Here is an 18,665-nt window from a genome sequence, read left to right as displayed (position 1 = left end):
AATGCATGAGCGATTTCGGCGAAGGGTTGGGGACGGCGATCGAGGGCGGGCTGCTCGGCCGCACGCTCGACCGCGAGAAGGCCGGCGAGGCGGGGGAGCACGCCCACGCCGGGCCGGTCACCTGCGCCAATTGCCAGACCGTGTTCTCGGGCAATTTCTGCCCCGAATGCGGCCAGAAGGCCCACATCCACCGCAGCCTTGCCGCGATCGGCCACGACATCATGCACGGGGTGCTGCACCTCGACGGCAAGCTGTGGGAGACGCTGCCGCTGCTGACCTTCAAGCCCGGCCAGCTCACCCGCCGCTACATCGCGGGCGAGCGGGCGAAATTCGTCAGCCCGATGGCGATGTTCCTGTTCACCGTCTTTGCCATGTTCGCGGTGTTCCAGATGGTCGGCATCGGAGCGCCAACCGATATTGCAAACGATCTGTTCGGATCGGACGGCGACAATCCGGTTCAGACCGAAGTGCGCAAGCAGATGGAAGCGCTTGAAAAGGAGCGCGCCACCCTACCCGCCAAAAGCCCCCGCCGCTCACAGATCGACAGCGAGCTCAAGGGGCTGAATCTGGTTTTTGCCAAGGCAGGAAGCCCGAGCGACGCGAAGGATAAGGTCGTCAGCGTGAACACGGGCATGCCGTGGTTTGACAAGGTTCTGCTGGAAAAATGGAAGAAGAACCCGGGCCTTATGCTCTACAAGCTCCAGGCCAACGGGTACAAATTCAGCTGGCTGCTGATCCCTCTATCGGTGCCGTTCCTGTGGCTGATGTTCGCATGGCGGCGGCAGTTCAAGGCCTATGACCACGCGGTATTCGTCACCTACTCCCTGAGCTTCATGTCGCTGTTGTTCATCGTCATGTCGATCCTCAGCACGATTCCGGATGGCGGCGGCTGGGCCTTTTTGCTGTTCGCGATTGGCGCCCCCCTCCACCTCTACAAGCAGCTTCGCAATGCCTATGGCCTCAGCCGCTTTTCGGCGTTCTGGCGGTTCTGCGCGCTTGTGTTCTGCATGCAGATCGTGGTGTTGCTGTTCGTGATTATTCTAGGCCTTCTCGGAGCCTTCTGAGCGCCGTCGGCGCGCAAGCATTAGCGCTCGGCCTGTGCCGCGGCGGAAACACCTCGCCGGTCCGCTTGCGCCTTAACTTACGAAGGGCAGGTGCACACGCAGGAGTGCGAGATGGCGGTGATCGCGGTCTACAGCGCAAAGGGCGGCGTCGGCAAGACGACAATAGCCACCAACCTCGCTTGGTGCAGCGCGCAGCCTGTTTGCCGGCGACATCCCCGCCCACACCCTGATCCACCCCAGCTGCTTTGTCGGGCTCGACCTGCTGCCGGCCGACAGCTCGCTGCGTGAGCTCGCTGCGATGCTGCTGCGGATGGGCCAGCGCCACAGGCTGGCGCCGATCCTGCCGGTGCTCTCGATGATCGACCGGCGGCGCACGCTCCACCGCGAGGCGCTGGCGGCCAACCCGGCGTGGCCTGCGATCCCGATGGTGAACGTGATCGAGCAATGCGCCGTGCAGCGGCGGCCGGTGGGTGCCTTCGCGCGGCTGTGGGACGGGATCGAGCGCAAGCTGGCGCAACGCGCCGCGAAGACCGCAGCCCTGCCCGCCTAGCCCCGCAGCCAGCCGGTCACCGAATAGCGCGCGCAGGGCGCGGCGCGGCTGACTTCGGAGACCGAGTGGTATTGGGGGACCGCGAAAAGGTTCAGCCGGTTGAACCCGGGCACCAGCGCATCCGCGCCATGTTCGTCGCCCACATGGTGCATCAGCAGCAATCCGCCCCATTCGATCCGCCACACCGGGTTGAGGCTGAAGACATAGGCCGCGATGCGGTTCTTGCCGGGGACGTGATCGTGGTGGCGGGTGAGGAAATCGCCGGGGGAAAAGGCGGTCGCCTGCGCATCGGCGAAGGCAACCTCCGGCTCGCCGACGACCGTGCGCAGCAGATCGCGCGCGGGGCCGGACGACATGAAGCGGGCAAAGGCGAACAGCGGATCGTCCGAGGCGGACCGTGCCTCGTCCTCGTCCGGCACGCGCACGCTTTCATAGCGGAACTGGAAGTCGTTGCGGGCCCCGGCATAGACCACCTCGTCGATCGCCGTGCGCCGTTCGGGGGTGAAGCCCGCGCGGGTTGCACGGTCGAGCTCGAAGACCTTGTCGGGGCCGCTGTTCATCACCTGGCGCCAATCCTCGCGCGTCTGGAGCAGGGCATGGAGCGCCAGCGCCTGCTCATGGGCCAGGAATGGCGCGATCGTCACCCGCTTGGCCCGCGCGAATTCCTCCGCAAGCGCCGCAGCGTCGATCCCGCCGTGCAGGCTGAAGGCTTCCATCACCGGGCTCCGCGCGGCGGCTCTGTGCGGATCAGGCGGGGTTGACGCCCGCCTCGTCGCCGCTGTCCTTGGCGGGGCCGAAACGCTTGCCCGCGCGCGGGATCGCCGAGCCGCGCACCGGGGCCGCCAGCACCGGCCCGCGCGGGGCGTCCGGACGGTCGATCTTGCCGGTTTCGAGCAGCGCGTTGATCTCCTCGCCCGACAGCGTCTCGTATTCGAGCAGCGCCTGGGCGAGCAGGTGGAGCTGGTCCTCGTGCGTCGTCAGGATCTCGGTCGCGCGCTTGTGGGCGCCTTCGACGAGGCCCTTGATCTCGTTGTCGATCAGCTCGTTGGTCGTGCCCGAACGGAAGGTCCGCTGCGCCTGGCCATAGCCGAGATAGCCCTCGGACTGCTCCTCATACTGGAGCGGCCCGAGCTTTTCCGACATCCCCCACTGGGTCACCATGTTGCGCGCGAGGTTGGTCGCGTACTGGATGTCGGACGAGGCACCGGACGAGACCTTGTCGTGCCCGAAGATGATCTCCTCCGCCACGCGGCCGCCCATCGAGACCGAGAGGTTCGCGTGCATCTTGTCGCGGTGGTAGGAATAGGAGTCACGCTCGGGCAGGCGCATCACCATGCCCAGCGCGCGGCCGCGCGGGATGATGGTGGCCTTGTGGATCGGGTCCGAGGCAGGCTCGTGCACCGAGACGATAGCATGGCCGGCCTCGTGATAGGCGGTCATCTTCTTCTCGTCGTCGGTCATCACCATGCTGCGACGCTCGGCGCCCATCATGACCTTGTCCTTGGCGTCCTCGAACTCCTGCATCGCCACCAGCCGCTTGTTGCGGCGCGCAGCCAGCAGCGCGGCTTCGTTGACGAGGTTCGCCAAGTCAGCACCCGAGAAACCCGGGGTGCCGCGCGCGATCACGCGGGGGTTCACGTCCGGCGCCAGCGGCACCTTCTTCATGTGCACGCCGAGGATCTTCTCGCGGCCGTCGATATCGGGCACCGGCACCACCACCTGACGGTCAAACCGGCCCGGACGCAGCAGCGCGGGGTCGAGCACGTCGGGGCGGTTGGTGGCGGCGATGATGATGATGCCTTCGTTGGCCTCGAAGCCATCCATCTCGACGAGCAGCTGGTTCAGCGTCTGCTCGCGCTCGTCGTTCGAATTGCCGAGGCCGTGGCCGCGCGAGCGGCCGACCGCGTCGATTTCGTCGATGAAGACGATGCAGGGCGCGTTCTTCTTGGCCTGTTCGAACATGTCACGCACGCGGCTGGCGCCGACGCCGACGAACATCTCGACGAAGTCCGAGCCTGAGATGGTGAAGAACGGCACGCCCGCCTCGCCCGCGATCGCGCGCGCAAGGAGCGTCTTGCCGGTGCCGGGCGAGCCGACCAGCAGCGCGCCCTTGGGGATCTGCCCGCCAAGCTTGGAGAAGCGCTGCGGATCGCGCAGGAACTCGACGATTTCCTGCAGCTCCTCGCGCGCCTCGTCGATCCCGGCGACGTCATCGAAGGTCACGCGGCCCGAACGCTCGGTCAGCAGCTTGGCCTTGGACTTGCCGAAGCCCATCGCGCCGCCGCCGCCGCCCTTCTGCATCTGCCTGAGGGCGAAGAAGGCGATCCCGAGGATCAGGATGAAGGGCAGAGAATTCAGGAGGATGAACAGCAGGATGTTCTGGCTTTCACGCTGCTTGCCGGTGAAGCGGACGTTGTTCGCTTCCATCAGCTTGGTGATTTCGACGTCGTTCGGCACCGGCACGGTGGTGAAGCTGTCGCCGTTCTTGAGCGTGCCGGTGATGACATCGCTGCCCATCTGCACGTCCTGCACCTCGCCCTGGGCGACCGCCGCGCGGAAATCGGAATAGCGCATCGCGCTGCCGGCCGACTGGCTGGAGTTGGTGAAGATCGTCACCACGAACAGCAGGGCGAGGAAAATCCCGCCCCAGATCATCAGCTGCTTGACCCAGGGGTTGGGGCCTTCGCCTTGCGGCTGGGGATCGTTCTGCTGACTCATGCTCGGGGAATCCTTTCGTCAGCTTCGCAATGTAGGATGCCGCTTGTGAATGGCAAGATAATGCGCGGGCGCGGAGCCGATGCTAATTTTCGAACACGAGGGTGCGAATTATCGATCTTGCCGCTTACCGTAGGCGGCGAGGAAGACATCGACCGCCCCGGTGATCCGCCGGTCGCGCTCGGCGGCGCTGCCGCTGGCGCCAAAGCGGCGCTCGAGATCGCCCATGCCCTTGACCATCGAGACGAATTGCTCGGCCGCCAGCATGGGGTCGGGGATCGCCAACTCGCCCAGCTCGCGCTCGCGCGCCAGCCACGCGCCGAAGCCCTGCTTCATGCGCCACGGGCCGGCTTCGAGAAAGGCGATGCCGATCGCGGGATCGGCCTCGGTCTCGGCGGCGATGCGGCGCTCGAACTGGATCATCTCGGGGCGGAACAGGAAGCCGTAGACCGCCTCGCCGATGGCGGTCAGGCGCTCGCGGATGGTGCCCTGCGGCGTGGCGTCGAGCGAGAAGTGCCCGCGCATCTTCTCGCATTCGCATTCGACCGCAGCGGTGAAGAGCGCGCGCTTGTCGCCGAACTGGTTGTAGATCGTGACCTTGGAGACGCCCGCATCGGCCGCAATCTGCTCGATCGCGGTGGCGGCATAGCCGTGGTGGAAGAAGTGATGAGCCGCGCTGTCGACGATCGCGGCGCGCTTGGCGGCATCGAGCGGCCTGCCCGCTTTCCGGCGAACAGGTTTTTTTTCAGGACTGGCTGAATGCCCGATTGACAAAATGAACGGCTCCGTTCAGTTAAACGCGACCGTTCAATAATGCAGCGAGTCTCTCCCTCGCGCAACCCCACCTGCTGATAAAGGTTCCTGCCCACGTGCTCTGGATCGCCATCAGAATGCTCACCGGGGACGCCCAGAAGTTCTATGGGCTGCTGTTCGGTATCGGCTTTTCGACCCTGCTCATCACCCAGCAGATGACGATCTTCGTCAACCTCGTCGAACGCGGGGCAAGCGGGGTCTACAACGCGCCCGAGGCCGAGGTGTGGGTGATGGACCCGGTCAGCCGCACCACCGATGTGAGCTATGCCATGCCGGGCACCGCGCTCGACAAGGTGCGCGCGATCCCCGGGGTCGAATGGGCCGTGCCGCATCTGCGCGCGGTCGCCAATGTCCGCACCAAGGACGGCGATCTCGAAGGCGTGACGGTGATCGGGGTCGACGATGCGACCCTCATCGGCCTGCCCAAGCGCATGGCGGTGGGCGACAAGTCGGTGTTCTTTGCCCCCGATACGGTGGTGATCGACGATGTCGGGGTCGACCGCCTGTTCTCGAACGGCGCGAGCCCGCTGGGCGAGCGGCTCGAGCTGAACGACCAGCGCGCGATCATCCGCGGCATCGCCGACGCGATTCCCTCCTTCACCAGCCAGGTGACGCTCTACACCCGCTATTCGAGCGCCCTCAACTTCGTCCCCGGCACGCGCAACCGCCTGTCCTTCGTGCTGGTGGGGGTGGCCAAGGGCGAGACGCCCGAGGCCGTGGCCGCGCGGATCGAGCAGGAAACCGGCCTCAAGGCCGAAACCCGCGCCGAACTTGCGCAGGCGGGCGTCAATTTCATCATCGAGAACACCGGCATCCCGATCAATTTCGGGATCACGGTGTTCCTCGGCTTCGTGGTCGGGGTGGCGATCGTCGGGCTCACCTTCAGCCTGTTCCTGCGCGACAACATCAAGCAGTTCGGCGCGCTGAAGGCGATCGGCGTGACCAACAGCAAGATCATGCAGATGGTCGGCGTGCAGGCGGGCCTCGTCGGGCTGGTCGGCTACGGCATCGGCGTCGTCGGCACCATCGCCTTCATCCGCGGTTTCGGGTCGAACCCGTTCTTCAAGGGCTTCTACATCCCCTGGCAGATCCCGCTGATCAGCCTTGCAGCGGTGGTGATCATCCTCGCGCTGACCGGCTTCATCGCGATCCGAAGCGTGCTCAGGACCGAACCGGCGGCGGTGTTCCGGTGAGCGAGACGGCGATCATGACCCAGCAAACCACCCCCGGCTGCGCCCCCGAAGCGGCGATCTGCGCGCGCGGCATCACCCGCGATTTCGAGGCCGGGCAGACCACCATCCGCGTGCTCCACGGGATCGACACCGACATCCGCCCGGGCGAGCTCACCTACGTCGTGGGCGAGAGCGGCAGCGGCAAGACCACGCTGATCTCGATCATGTGCGGCATCCTCTACCCGACCGAGGGCGAGGTGCGCGTGTTCGGCACCGACATCTACAAGCTGACCGATACCGAGCTGGTGAACTTCCGCCTCAAGAACATCGGCTTCATCTTCCAGCAGTACAACCTCATCCCCTCGATCGACGCCGCCGCCAACGCCGCGGTGCCGCTGATCGCGCAGGGCGTGCCGATCAAGGAAGCGCGCGAGCGGGCCAAGGTGCTGCTCGACAAGCTCAATATCGGCAACCAGGCCGACAAGCTGCCGCGCCAGCTTTCGGGCGGGCAGCAGCAGCGCGTCGCCATCGCCCGCGCCCTCGTCCACGAGCCGCGCCTCGTCGTGTGCGACGAGCCGACCGCCGCGCTCGATGCCTCCTCGGGCCGCCGGGTGATGGACCTGCTGCGCGAGGTCGCCGTCTCGCCCGACCGCGCCTGCATCATCGTCACCCACGACAACCGCATCTTCGATCTCGCCGACCGCATCATCGTGCTCGAGGACGGGCGCATCACCCATGACGGCACCGAGATGCCCGATGACCACTGACACCCCTACCCTCTCCAACCCGCCGAGGACGCCATGCTCCGCAACCTGAGTTTTGCCCGCCAGATCTTGCCCGCGCTCGCGGTGATCGGTCTTGCCATCGCCGCGTGGCTGATCCTTGCCGGGCTCCCCGACCGCTCGACCGCCGAGCCCGCCGAGCAGCCCCCCAAGGCGGTGGGCGACCTCGCCGGCAAGGCGCGGGTCGCGGGGGCGGGGATCGTCGAGCCCGCGAGCGAGATCATCGACATCGGCTCGGCGCTGTCGGGCCTCGTTACCGATGTGCGCGTGCGCCCGGGCGACCGCGTGGCGAAGGGCGACGTGCTGTTCACCGTCGACGCCCGCGCCGCGCAGGCGAGCCTTGCGCAGTCCAATGCCGCCATCGCCGAAGCCCGCGCCTCGATCGCCGAGGCGAGCGCCGCGCAGGCGACCGCGCGCCAGCAGCTCGCGCTCTATCGCGGGCTGGCCGATCCCGCCGCGGTCAGCCGCTCCGAAGTGATCCGTGCCGAGGGCGAGGAAGCCGCCGCCACCACCCGCCTCGGCCTCGCCCGCGCGCGGCTCGCCTCGGCGCAGGCCGCCGCCGCCGCCGCGCGCACCGAGATCGAGCGCCTCGTGGTCCGCGCGCCGATCGCGGGCGAGATCCTCGCGGTCAACATCCGCAGCGGCGAATTCGTCTCCACCCAGGGCGGGGGCAACTCGACGCCCTTCATCCAGATGGGCGAGACCAACCCGCTCCACGTGCGCATCGACATCGACGAGAACGAGGTCAGCCGCCTCGCCATCGGCGCGCCCGCCATCGTCTCCCCGCGCGGCGCGGCCGAGCTCCACGTCAAGGCCACCTTCGTGCGCGCCGAGCCGCAGGTGGTGCCCAAGCGCTCGCTCACCAACTCGGCCGCCGAGCGCGTCGATGTGCGCGTGCTCCAGCTGATCTACGCCCTGCCCCCGTCCGAGGCCTTCCGCGTCGGCCAGCAGATCGACGCCTTCATTCCGGCCAAGGCGGGTGCGCCTGCCAAGACGGAGGGCTGAGGCGATGCGCCGCCTGCCTGTGATCGGGGCGATGCTGGCCCCGCTGACACTCGCTGCCTGCGCGAGTGTCCCCGAGGTCGCCACGCCGACGCCGGAGCTGCCGCGCGCCTTCTTCGCCCAGCCCGAGGCCGCGGCCGGGGCGGCGCTCGCGGCACTGATGCCGAACGGCGACCCGGCCTATGCCGCGCTGTCGCAGGCCGCGCTCGCCGATGCGCCCAACCTCGCCGAGGCCGCCGCGCGGATCGACGCCGCGCGCGCCGGAGCCCGCGGTGCAGGGGCCGCGCGCCTGCCCAACATCACCGCCGACGCCGATGTCACCCGCAACCGCATCAACCCTGCGCAGTTCGGGCAGGCGGGCCAGCAGGGCTTCATTCCGCGCGAGCAGACCTCCTACGGCGCGAACATCACCGCGAGCTGGGACCCGGACATTTTCGGCCAGCTGAAAGCGCAGGAACGCGCCGCGCTCGCCCGGATCGACGGCGCCACCGCGCAGGCGCAGGGCGTGCGTCTCGCGCTGCTCGCCGAGATCGCTGCGAGCGTCACCGACTGGCGCGTGCTCGACGCGCGCGCCGCAGCGATCAAGGCCGACGGCGAGGCTGCGCGCCAGCTCGCCGCGCTGGCCAAGGTGCGCGAGGATGCAGGCATCGCCCCCGGCTTCGACCGCGTGCGCGCCGAGGCGACCGCGAGCGGCTCCGCCACCCGCCTCGCCGCGCTCGAAAGCGAGCGCGCGCAGCTGATCGGCCGGCTGGTGACGCTGACCGCGCAGGATGCCGCCACGGTGCGCGCCGCCCTCGCCGCGCCCGCCCCGGCGCTGGCCGCTGCGCCCGCGCCCGCGAGCCTGCCTTCCGACCTCCTCGCCAACCGGCCCGATGTCGCCGCCGCTGCCGCCGAACTCGCCGCGACCGACGCCGATCTCGCCGCGGCGGCACGCGCGCGCTTCCCGCGCATCACGCTTTCGGGGGTGATCGGGCTGCTGTCGTTCCGCCCGGCGGATTTCTTCGACGATTCGGTGGTCGGCACGCTCACCGGCGGGATTGCCGGGCCGCTGCTCGATTTCGGGCGGGTGGCCGCTCAGATCGATGGCGCCGCCGCGAACAAGCGTGCCGCCTTCGCCGCCTATCGCGGCGCGGTCTATCAGGCTTTGGGCGATGCCGAGGCGGCTTACGGCGTGGTCACCGCTGCCGATGCCGAGGCGGCACTCGCCATTACCCAGCGCGACCAGCTCTCCCGCGCCGCCGCGATTGCCGAGACCCGCTACCGCGCGGGGCTGGCGAGCTTCCTCGACGTGCTCGAAGCCCGCCGCGCGGCGGATTCGAGCGGCGAGAACGCGGCAGCCGCGCTCGGCCGGGCGCAGCGCGCGCGGATCGTGCTGTGGCAGGCGCTGGGCGGCGAGGTGATGGCGGCGCGGTAGATTTTCCTACAGGCCGGCGGTCTGCTAAGCGGGGGGCGATCTTTCCCATCGTCGCTCCCCCCGCAAGCACCGCCACAGGCCCGCGCAACGCCGAAAAATGTGTGAACTTTGTTTTTGCGCGGTATCAAACTGATATTGCAGAGTAAATCCTGTAGGATTGCACGTTTTGCAATGTGAACTTCGTGAACTTCGTCGCCGTCCGACTCAGGCGACGAACCACCACACCCCGTAAGTCAGCGCCGCCAGTGCCACCGCGCCGCCGATCAGCAGCACCAGCCCGTCGCGCACCATCAGCGCGAGGCTGAGGATGGCGATCGACAGGAACGGCGCCGCCGCCGCGAAGGGCACCAGCTCGAGCACCGGCAACGCGAGGCACAGCACCACGACCAGCCCCGCCGCCACCCGCCGCGCCGGCCCGCTCGCCAGCGCTTTGAGCCGCTGCTTGGCGACGGAGTCCATGACGTCCGCCACCTTGTCGAGCTTGTCCTTGCCCCTGGTCAGCCGCTTCGACTTGATCCCGCGCCGGGTGACGAATTTGGGTAGCCAGACGTGCTCCCGACCCCACGCCATCTGCGCGGCGATCACCGCGATGCACAGGCCGAGGATTGTCGGCACGCTCGGGATCGCGCCGACCGGGGTGATCCCGACCAGCGCGAGGATCAGCATCAGCGGCGCGAAGGAACGGTCGCCGAAGGTGTCGAGCAGGTCGTCGATCGCGACTGTGTCCTGCTTCTCCGCGACCTCCTCGAGCCCGTCGACGACTTCGCCGATGCTGTCCGCGTTACTGCCCTTGGCCATGCATCCTCCTTCGGGAGGGTTACACGCCACAGGGCCGAAAGGTTCACCCCCGCCGCTGGATCAGCGCCGAACGCTCGCAGCGGCACACCACTTCATCGCGCTGGTTGGTCATCTCGTGCACCCAGGTGACGATCCCGGCATCGGGGCGCGACTTGCTCTCGCGCAGTTCCTTGACCTCGGAAGAGGCCCGCAGGGTGTCGCCGATGAACACCGGCTTGGGCGTCACCACCTTGTCGAAGCCGAGGTTGGCAACCAGCGTGCCCAGCGTCGTCTCGCCGACCGACAAGCCGACCAGCAGGCTGAAGGTGAAGGTCGAATTGACGAGGATCTGCCCGAACCCGCTGGCCCTCGCCGCCTCGACATCGATGTGGAGCGGCTGGGGGTTGTGGGTCATGGTCGAGAAGAGGAGGTTGTCGGTCTCGGTCACGGTGCGGCGGATCGGGTGTTCGATGCGCTCGCCGACCTGCCATTCCTCGAAGTACTTGCCGGCCATCAGGCAGCACCCCAGCGCGCGACCACGTCGGCCCCGTCGTCCGCGCTCGAACGCAACGTCCCCGGTGTGCGGCTAAAGCGCGGCGCGGGGGCGGTGTGCCAGATGCCGTCATGCTCCACGTAAGCCCCGCGCGCCTTCATATGCGGATGCTCGCGCGCTTCCTCGATCCCCAGCACGGGGGCAAAGCAGGCGTCGGTGCCCTCCAGCAGTTCGCACCATTCGGCCTGGGTCTTCGTCAGGAACAGCGCGGCCAGCTTTGCCGCGTAGTCGTCCCAATTGGCCGGGTTCATCTGCCCCTCGGCCAGCTCCGCCGGAGCCCCCGCCCGCGCCAGCATCTCGGCGTAGAACTGCGGCTCGATCGATCCGAGGCTGATCTCCTTGCCGTCGGCGCAGGTGAAGCAGCGGTAGAAATGCGCCGCCCCGCCGAGCATCCCTTTGCCGCGTGTCGTGGAGAGGTGCGGCACCGCGCGCACGCCGAAGAAGAAGCTCATGAGGCTGGTCGCCCCGTCGACGATCGCGGCGTCGACCACCTGGCCCTTGCCCGAACGATCGCGTTCGTAGAGCGCGGCCATGATCCCGAAGGCGCAATACATCGACCCGCCGCCGAAATCGCCGACGAGGTTCTGCGGCGGGGTCGCGGTCTCGCTTGGGCGGCCCACGGCGGCGAGAGCGCCGGTGATGGCGATGTAGTTGATGTCGTGCCCCGCAGCCTGCGCGAGCGGGCCTTCCTGTCCCCAGCCGGTCATCCGCGCATAGACCAAGCGCGGATTGGCCTCGAGCAGCGTGTCGGGCCCGAGGCCCAGCCGCTCCATCACGCCGGGGCGGAAGCCCTCGATCAGCACGTCGGCGCTGGCGGCGGCGGCGAGCACGGCGGCGCGGCCCTCCTCGCTCTTGAGGTCCAGCGCCAGCCGGTGCCGCGCGCGTTCCACCACCGGGTTGGTCGGCCGCGCGCCCGGCCGGTCGACCCGCACCACCTCGGCGCCAAGGTCGGCGAGCAGCATCGCGACATGCGGCCCCGGCCCGATACCGGCGAATTCCAGAACACGAAGACCCGTAAGCGGACCCGACGATTGGCTCATATGTCTCTCCCTCTGCCCCCGCCTTAAGCAAGCCGCCCGACCGAGGGCAAGTGCCGACATTGCCAGCCCCGGACCTCCTGCCGGAATGCGCCGCATGCACCGGTATCTTCGTCGCTCCGGACGCCTCTTGTGCATTGCAACACGCCGACCCGCTTGCTACGCGGTCGGCGTCCGGAGGGTCGCACTTCAGGGGATCGATCGTGAAAGTTGCCATTTTCGGACTGGGTTATGTCGGCTCGACTGCTGCGGGCTGCATTGCCAGTCAGGGCCACACGATCATCGGGGTCGACGTCAGCGAGGCCAAGGTCGCCGCCCTCAATGAGGGGCGTGCGCCGGTCTACGAACCCGGGCTCGACGATCTGCTCGCCGCCGCCCATGCCGATGGCCGCGTGAAGGCGACAACGAAGCTCACCGACGAGCTCGACGATGCCGACATCGCCATCGTCTGCGTCGGCACGCCGAGCGGCGTCGATGGCGCGCACAACATGAGCTACATCGCGCAGGTCACCCGCGCGATCGCCGCTGCGCTCAAGCCCGATCGCAAGACCCCGCTGACCCTCGCCTACCGTTCGACCATGCGGCCCGGTTCCTGCGAGAACATCATCTGGCCGATCCTCGAGAGCCACTTGGGCGACGCCGCCGCGAGCGCGGTCGAGCTGGTCTACAACCCCGAATTCCTGCGCGAAGCCACCGCGATCGATGACTTCTTCCACCCGCCCAAGATCGTCATCGGCACGCTTGGCGGCAAGCCGTCCGCCAACATGGCGAAGCTCAACGAAGGCATCGACGCGCCGGTCTTCGAAGTGGGCCTGCGCGAGGCGGAGATCACCAAGTTCGTCGATAATTCGTGGCACGCGGTCAAGGTCGCCTTCGCCAACGAGATCGGGCGCGTGTGCCAGAACCTCGGCATTTCGGCGAAGGAAGTCCACGCGATCTTCAAAAGCGACACCAAGCTCAACCTCTCCGCCTATTACACCCGCCCCGGCGGCGCCTTTGGCGGATCGTGCCTGCCCAAGGATGTGCGCGCACTCCAGTATATCGCCGCCGACACCGGCTCTGCCACGCACCTCGTCGACTCGCTGATCCGCTCCAACGAGGCGCACAAGCACCACCAGTTCCTGCACGCCACGGCCGGGATCGAGCCGGGCGCGAAGGTGCTGCTGGTCGGCCTCGCCTTCAAGCTGGAGACCGATGACCTGCGCGAAAGCCCGGCGGTCGACATGGCGAGGAAGCTGCTCGAAGCGGGCTATGATCTCGACATCTACGATCCCAAGGTCGCGCCCGACAATCTGGTCGGCCAGAACCTCGGCTATGCCTATTCGGTGCTGCCGCGGATCGACGGGCTGATGGTCGACAAGGCTGCTGCCGAAAGCCGCGACTACGCGCGCATCATCGCCACCAACCGCCTGATCGACACCATCAACGTCGACAAGGCGAAGGTGGTCGACACCAGCGCCATCGCCTGACGATGAACGCGCCCGCCACCATTGCCGCCGAGGAAGGCATCCCCGCGGTCATCGAGGGCGAGCCGCTCAAGGGCCGCCACGTGCTGATCGTGGTCGAGAACCTCCCCCTGCCTTTCGACCGGCGGGTGTGGCAGGAGGCGCGGACGCTCAAGGCGGCGGGCGCGCAGGTCTCGATCATCTGCCCGACGGGCAAGGGCTACGAGAGCCGCTTCGAAGTCATCGATGGCATCGAAATCCACCGCCACCCGCTACCGCTCGAAGCCAAGGGCGCGATCGGCTTCTTCGCCGAATATGGCGCAGCGCTGTTCTGGGAGACGGTGCTGGCGTGGAAGATCCATTTGAAGCGCCGGATCGACGTGATCCAGGGCTGCAATCCGCCCGATCTCATCTTCCTCGTCGCGCTGCCGTTCAAGCTGCTGGGCGTGCGCTACATCTTCGATCACCACGACATCAATCCCGAGCTCTACGAAGCCAAGTTCAACAAGCGCGGCTTCTTCTGGCGGCTGATGGTGCTGTTCGAGAAGCTGACCTTCATGGCCGCCGACGTCTCGATCGCGACCAACCACTCCTACCGCAAGATCGCCGTCGAGCGCGGCGGGATGAGACCTGAGCGGGTGCATGTGGTGCGCTCCGGGCCTGACCTGTCGAAGCTCAAGCGCGTCGCTCCGGTGGAGAGCTGGAAGAACGGCCGCGCGCATATGGTCGGCTATGTCGGGGTGATGGGCGAGCAGGAGGGGATCGACCTCTTGATCGACGCCGTGGATCACCTCGTGCGCCAGAAGGGCCGCGAGGACATCCAGTTCGTCCTTGTCGGCGGCGGCCCGGCGCTGGCCGAGCTGAAGGACATGACCGCGCGCCGCGGCCTTGGCGACTACATCACCTTCACCGGCCGCGCGCCCGATCAGGACCTGTTCGAAGTGCTCTCGACCATGGACCTCGGCGTGAACCCCGACCGGGTCAACGCGATGAACGACAAGTCGACCATGAACAAGATCATGGAATATATGAGCCTCGGAAAAGCCATGGTGCAGTTCGACGTGACCGAGGGGCGGTTCTCGGCGCAGGAAGCCTCGCTCTATGCCGAGGCGAACAACCCGGTCGACATGGCCGAGAAGATCGTCGCGCTGGTCGACGATCCCGCCGCGCGCGAGCGGATGGGCGCCTATGGCCGCGAGCGGGTGGTCAATGAATTGAACTGGCAGCACCAGATCACGCCCTTGCTCGCCGCCTATACCCAAGCGCTGGCGAAGTAAGCCGCTTCACATGGTAAAATCGCGGCAAGCCTAACGCGATTTTAAGGGCTTTGCGGCCATCACGGCTCCCGAGAACCGGGACCCTGACCGCATGAACGCTCCTTTCGATGCCACCGCCGCGCTCGGGCGCAAGGCTCTGGCCCACCCCGCGCCCGACCATCAGGTTGCGGTGATCGGCCTCGGCTATATCGGCTTGCCCACCGCCGCGCTGCTCGCCTCCTACGGGTGGAGCGTGTGCGGCGTGGACGTGTCGCAGCGCGTGGTCGACACGGTCAATGCGGGCGGCGTGCATATCGAGGAGCGCGATCTCGACAAGCTGGTGCACGACGCCATCACCGCCCAGACTTTGGTCGCCTCGACCGAAGTGCCCACCGCCAGCTTCTACATGATCGCCGTACCCACCCCGCTGGGCGAGGGCAAGGCGCCCGACATCACCTATGTCGAAGCCGCCGCGCGCGCGATCGCGCCCAAGATCCTGCCCGGGGCCTGCGTAATCGTCGAGAGCACCTCACCGGTCGGCACCACCGAGCGCGTTGCCGAAATCATCAGCGAGCTGCGCCCCGATCTGGTCGTGCCCAAGGACGGCAGCGATGACGAGGCCGACATCGCGCTCGCCTATTGCCCCGAGCGTGTGTTGCCGGGCCGGATCGTCAACGAACTGGTCCACAACGACCGCGTGATCGGCGGCGTCACCCCCGCCTGCGCCGAGCGCGCGGCGGTGCTCTACACCAGCTTCGTGAAGGGCGACTGCCTCTACACCACCGCGCGCGTCGCCGAGACGGTGAAGCTGGTCGAGAACAGCTTCCGCGACGTGAATATCGCCTTTGCCAACGAGCTGTCCATGATCGCCGATGTGATCGGGGTCGATGTGTGGGAGGTGATCCGCCTCGCCAACCGTCACCCGCGCGTCAACATCCTCCAGCCCGGCCCGGGCGTCGGCGGGCATTGCATCGCGGTCGACCCGTGGTTTCTGGTGGCGGGCGCACCCTCGGCCGCGCGGCTGGTGAAGACCGCGCGCGAGGTCAACGACCACAAGGCGGTCCACACCGAAGGCAAGATCCGCGCGCTGCTCGATGCGGCGCCCGACGGCAAGGTCGCGCTGCTCGGCCTCGCGTTCAAGCCCGACATCGACGACTTCCGCGAAAGCCCCGCGCTCGAGATCGCCGAGGCGCTCGCGCACACCCATGGCGACCGCATCCTCGTCGTCGAACCCTTCACCGACGAATTGCCCAAGGCTTTCGACGGCACGGGCGCCGAGCTGGTGACGCTTGACGCCGGGCTCCGGCAGGCGGAGATTGTCGTCGTGCTGGTCGATCACACCGCCTTCAAGCATCTGGGCTCCGAGGATCTTTCGGGCAAGCTCGTGTTCGACACGCGGGGCATGCTGCGGCGATGACTTCCGAGCGCGCGAAACCGCGCTTCGTGGTGACCTTCGGCACCCGGCCCGAAGCGATCAAGATGTTCCCGGTGGTCTTCGCGCTGCGCGAGACGGGGCTGTTCGACGTCAAGGTGGTGGTCACCGCGCAGCACCGCGAGCTGCTCGATTCCGTTCTGGCGCTCGCCGGGATCGAGCCCGATGTCGACCTCGACCTGATGCAGCCCGACCAGACGCTCGACGGGCTGGCGAGCCGCATCCTCACCAGCTTCGGGGCGGCGCTCGACGATTTGAAGCCCGACCGGGTGCTCGTCCACGGCGACACCCTCACCACCATGATGGCGAGCCTCGCCTGCTATTTCCGGCGCATTCCCGTCGGCCATGTCGAGGCGGGGCTGCGCAGCGGCGACATCTATTCGCCCTGGCCCGAGGAGGTGAACCGCAAGGTCACCGGGGTCATCACCGATCTGCACTTCGCCCCGACCGAAACCGCGGCGGCCGCCCTGCGCGCCGAGAACGTCGACGCAGCCGCCATTCACATCACCGGCAACACGGTGATCGACGCCCTGTTTTTTGCGCAGCAAAGGCTTGCAGCAAATCCGTCGCTGGCTCCGGCTATCGCGCCGCTGCGTGAACGCTTCGCAGGCAGGCGGATCCTCGCCGTGACCGCCCACCGGCGCGAGAATTTCGGGGCCGGCATGGTCGAGATCGCCAAGGGCTTGCAGCAGCTCGCCGCGCGCGACGATGTCGCGATCATCTATCCGCTGCACCCCAATCCCAATGTCGGCGGCGTGATGCGCCCGGCGCTTGCGGGCCACGACAACATCGCCCTGATCGATCCGCTCGATTACCTCGATTTTGTCGCGATGATGGCGGCGAGCGATATCGTGCTGACCGATTCCGGCGGCATCCAGGAAGAAGCCCCCAGCCTCGGCAAGCCGGTGCTGGTGATGCGCGATACGACCGAGCGGCCGGAAGGTGTCACTGCCGGCACCGCCAAACTGGTGGGCGCAGAGGCTTCCGTGATCGTTGCCGAAACATCCCGCCTACTGGACGATCCGCGCGCCTACGAGGCGATGGCCAAGGCGCACAATCCCTATGGCGACGGCACCGCCAGCCGCCGGATCGCGCGGATCATCGCCGACCGGCATTGCGCAGTCTGACCAGCCTCACATATTTCAGCGCCGCCCCAAGCACTGCAACGCTGCTCCCCAGATCCGCGATCCAGTTCAGCTTGAGCGGCCCGTAGAGCAGCGTGTCCATCTGGTGCAGCGAGACGATCCGCATCACCACCAGAGCCAGCATCACCACCGCCGCACCCAGCGCCACCAGCACCGCCCTGTCCCGCTGCCCCCGCGCGGTTCTCCAGCGGAAATACAGGCTCCAGCCGACCGCTGCGCTGAACAGCACGATCACCGCGACCGCCAGAGGCCCCTGCACGCTGCGACGATCTTCGTAGGTGCCGAACACCCTCAACTCTTCGCGCAACAGGCTGCGCACAAATTCCTCGAACCCGGTAAAGCGATTGCATGCCAGCAACAGGAACATGGCGGCCAGCATCGCCCAGGTCCGTGCATGGTGCGGCAGCTGGCGGTATCTTGCGGCCGTTGTCGTTGCCAGAACGCAAGCCAGCATGACCAGGCCGTAAAGTCCTGCAGCACTCACGCTGAAGATCGAAGAAGCGGAAAACGCCATTGATCGGTGTTCCTGGATGCGAAAGCGAAGAGGTGGCTTGCCGGCAACAGCAGCGTGACGCTCTTGCATCAGTTCGGCTCGATCCGGAAGAGTCCAAGGCGACCCGAAACCAGCCAGCGTCCTCGGAAGGCCGCAATAATGTTGCACCGCAGAAACCGAGGGTATAAGCCCAAAAGCGGATGTGATGGAGGCTGTGGTGAAGCAACGCAGGATTAAAACTGGGCTTGGCGCAATGTTGGGTGCCGTGACGGCAATGGCGCTTTCGGGCTGCGCGTCGACGCCGGAACCGATGATCGGCGCTGCGGCCTCGCAGCCGGACAGCAGCCTGGGGCAGGCCGCCTTCAGCGTCGCCCGGCCGAGCACCTATCTGCTGCGCCCGACCGACAAGATTTCCGTGACCGTGTTCCGCGAACCCGATCTCACCGTCGAGGCGGTACGAATCGGGGTGGAGGGCAATGTCTCTCTCCCGATGCTCGGCTCGATCCCCGCCTCGGGGATGACCGCCAAGCAGTTCGAACAGGACCTCACCCGCCGATTCGCCGCGCTCGGGCTGAAGTCGCCGATGGTGAGCGTGAACGTGACCGAATTCGCCTCGCATCTGGTCACCGTCGAAGGTGCGGTCGAAAAGCCGGGCGTCTACAGCTTCCAGCCGGGCACCCGGCTTTCGGGCGCCATCGCGATGGCGGCCGGGCCGAAGCGGGTCGCCAAGGTCGATCAGGTCGCCGTCTTCCGTGAAAGCCCGGAAGGGATCATGATCGCAAAGTTCGATTACCAGCAGGTACGGCAGGGCACGATGCTTGATCCGGTGCTGGAACCGGGCGACCGCGTGGTGATGGGGACTGACGGCCTTTCGGCGTTCTGGGAAGACCTGCTCAAGGCCCTTCCGGTCTTCGGCGTGTTTGCCGTTGCCGGGCTGAACAACAACTGACCCTGATCGGTCGGTCGCCCGCATGACGCGGCGGGTTGCGCGTTGGGAATGATGAAAAGCGCGCGC

17 protein-coding genes and 1 pseudogene are annotated in these 18,665 nt (G+C 67.2%); 11 read left to right on the top strand and 7 right to left on the bottom strand.

Features of this window, described 5'->3' with window-relative positions; all coding sequences use genetic code 11:
* The first annotated feature begins 5 nt into the window (after positions 1-5).
* Positions 6-1,064 (top strand): DUF3667 domain-containing protein, encoded by a 1,059-nt coding sequence (locus PFX90_RS16290; RefSeq protein WP_285713721.1) that lies wholly within the window; start codon positions 6-8, stop codon positions 1,062-1,064.
* 111 nt (positions 1,065-1,175) lie between these two features.
* Positions 1,176-1,614 (top strand): annotated as a pseudogene (locus PFX90_RS17155) (ParA family protein).
* On the opposite strand, the gene PFX90_RS16280 reads toward PFX90_RS17155, so the two are convergent.
* From PFX90_RS16280 to PFX90_RS16270, 3 genes are all read right to left on the bottom strand, one after another.
* Complete coding sequence (locus PFX90_RS16280) at positions 1,611-2,330, bottom strand: 2OG-Fe(II) oxygenase (RefSeq protein WP_285713720.1); 720 nt, start codon at positions 2,328-2,330, stop codon at positions 1,611-1,613. The pseudogene PFX90_RS17155 and the gene PFX90_RS16280 sit on opposite strands and share 4 nt — an antisense overlap.
* A 31-nt stretch (positions 2,331-2,361) precedes the next feature.
* Positions 2,362-4,332, bottom strand: a complete 1,971-nt coding sequence (ftsH, locus tag PFX90_RS16275; protein ID WP_285713719.1) for an ATP-dependent zinc metalloprotease FtsH — start codon at positions 4,330-4,332, stop codon at positions 2,362-2,364.
* Positions 4,333-4,440: 108 nt separating this feature from the next.
* Positions 4,441-5,103: a TetR/AcrR family transcriptional regulator gene (locus PFX90_RS16270; RefSeq protein WP_285713718.1), complete on the bottom strand. Its 663-nt coding sequence runs from the start codon at positions 5,101-5,103 to the stop codon at positions 4,441-4,443.
* A 95-nt stretch (positions 5,104-5,198) separates the two neighbouring features.
* On the opposite strand from PFX90_RS16270, the gene PFX90_RS16265 reads away from it, so the two are divergent.
* Genes PFX90_RS16265 through PFX90_RS16250 form a run of 4 tightly spaced genes read left to right on the top strand, consistent with a single transcriptional unit; the run spans position 5,199 to position 9,512 of the window.
* Positions 5,199-6,335 (top strand): ABC transporter permease, encoded by a 1,137-nt coding sequence (locus PFX90_RS16265; protein WP_285713717.1) that lies wholly within the window; start codon positions 5,199-5,201, stop codon positions 6,333-6,335.
* A 14-nt stretch (positions 6,336-6,349) separates the two neighbouring features.
* Positions 6,350-7,081, top strand: a complete 732-nt coding sequence (locus PFX90_RS16260; protein WP_285713716.1) for an ABC transporter ATP-binding protein — start codon at positions 6,350-6,352, stop codon at positions 7,079-7,081.
* Positions 7,082-7,114: 33 nt separating this feature from the next.
* Entirely contained in the window at positions 7,115-8,101 is a 987-nt protein-coding gene (locus PFX90_RS16255; RefSeq protein WP_285713715.1) for an efflux RND transporter periplasmic adaptor subunit, read from the top strand.
* Positions 8,102-8,105: 4 nt separating this feature from the next.
* Complete coding sequence (locus PFX90_RS16250) at positions 8,106-9,512, top strand: efflux transporter outer membrane subunit (protein WP_285713713.1); 1,407 nt, start codon at positions 8,106-8,108, stop codon at positions 9,510-9,512.
* Positions 9,513-9,716: 204 nt separating this feature from the next.
* On the opposite strand, the gene PFX90_RS16245 is transcribed toward PFX90_RS16250, so the two are convergent.
* From PFX90_RS16245 to PFX90_RS16235, 3 genes are read right to left on the bottom strand one after another with little or no spacing between them, the layout of a single operon-like run.
* Complete coding sequence (locus tag PFX90_RS16245; RefSeq protein ID WP_285713712.1) at positions 9,717-10,310, bottom strand: exopolysaccharide biosynthesis protein; 594 nt, start codon at positions 10,308-10,310, stop codon at positions 9,717-9,719.
* A 43-nt stretch (positions 10,311-10,353) separates the two neighbouring features.
* A complete protein-coding gene (locus tag PFX90_RS16240; RefSeq protein ID WP_285713711.1) occupies positions 10,354-10,803 on the bottom strand; it encodes a MaoC family dehydratase in 450 nt (149 codons plus the stop codon).
* Entirely contained in the window at positions 10,803-11,882 is a 1,080-nt protein-coding gene (locus PFX90_RS16235; RefSeq protein ID WP_285713710.1) for a CaiB/BaiF CoA transferase family protein, read from the bottom strand. Before PFX90_RS16235 ends, PFX90_RS16240 begins: the two co-directional genes overlap by 1 nt.
* Positions 11,883-12,082: 200 nt before the next feature.
* On the opposite strand from PFX90_RS16235, the gene PFX90_RS16230 reads away from it, so the two are divergent.
* The 4 genes from PFX90_RS16230 (at position 12,083) to wecB (ending at position 17,139) form a co-directional block, all read left to right on the top strand.
* The gene (locus tag PFX90_RS16230) at positions 12,083-13,348 is read left to right on the top strand and encodes a nucleotide sugar dehydrogenase (protein ID WP_285713709.1); all 1,266 of its coding nucleotides are present in this window, start codon (positions 12,083-12,085) and stop codon (positions 13,346-13,348) included.
* A gap of 2 nt (positions 13,349-13,350) precedes the next feature.
* Complete coding sequence (locus tag PFX90_RS16225) at positions 13,351-14,601, top strand: glycosyltransferase family 4 protein (protein ID WP_285713708.1); 1,251 nt, start codon at positions 13,351-13,353, stop codon at positions 14,599-14,601.
* A gap of 91 nt (positions 14,602-14,692) precedes the next feature.
* Positions 14,693-15,997, top strand: coding sequence for a UDP-N-acetyl-D-mannosamine dehydrogenase (gene wecC, locus PFX90_RS16220; RefSeq protein WP_285713707.1), 1,305 nt, complete (start codon positions 14,693-14,695; stop codon positions 15,995-15,997).
* Positions 15,994-17,139 (top strand): non-hydrolyzing UDP-N-acetylglucosamine 2-epimerase, encoded by a 1,146-nt coding sequence (wecB, locus tag PFX90_RS16215; protein WP_285713706.1) that lies wholly within the window; start codon positions 15,994-15,996, stop codon positions 17,137-17,139. Before wecC ends, wecB begins: the two co-directional genes overlap by 4 nt.
* Here the strand turns inward: wecB and PFX90_RS16210 are convergent.
* On the bottom strand, positions 17,111-17,671 hold the full coding sequence (locus PFX90_RS16210; RefSeq protein ID WP_285713705.1) for a hypothetical protein: 561 nt from the start codon (positions 17,669-17,671) through the stop codon (positions 17,111-17,113). The two genes, wecB and PFX90_RS16210, sit on opposite strands and share 29 nt — an antisense overlap.
* A gap of 253 nt (positions 17,672-17,924) precedes the next feature.
* On the opposite strand from PFX90_RS16210, the gene PFX90_RS16205 reads away from it, so the two are divergent.
* Positions 17,925-18,599, top strand: coding sequence for a polysaccharide biosynthesis/export family protein (locus PFX90_RS16205; protein ID WP_285713899.1), 675 nt, complete (start codon positions 17,925-17,927; stop codon positions 18,597-18,599).
* Positions 18,600-18,665 lie beyond the last annotated feature (66 nt).

Origin of the sequence: Erythrobacter oryzae, assembly GCF_030271515.1 — a bacterium.
In the GTDB taxonomy this organism is placed as follows: domain Bacteria; phylum Pseudomonadota; class Alphaproteobacteria; order Sphingomonadales; family Sphingomonadaceae; genus Erythrobacter; species Erythrobacter oryzae.
Note: the sequence above shows the minus strand (reverse complement) of the source record. Positions and strands in the feature narration are given on the sequence as shown.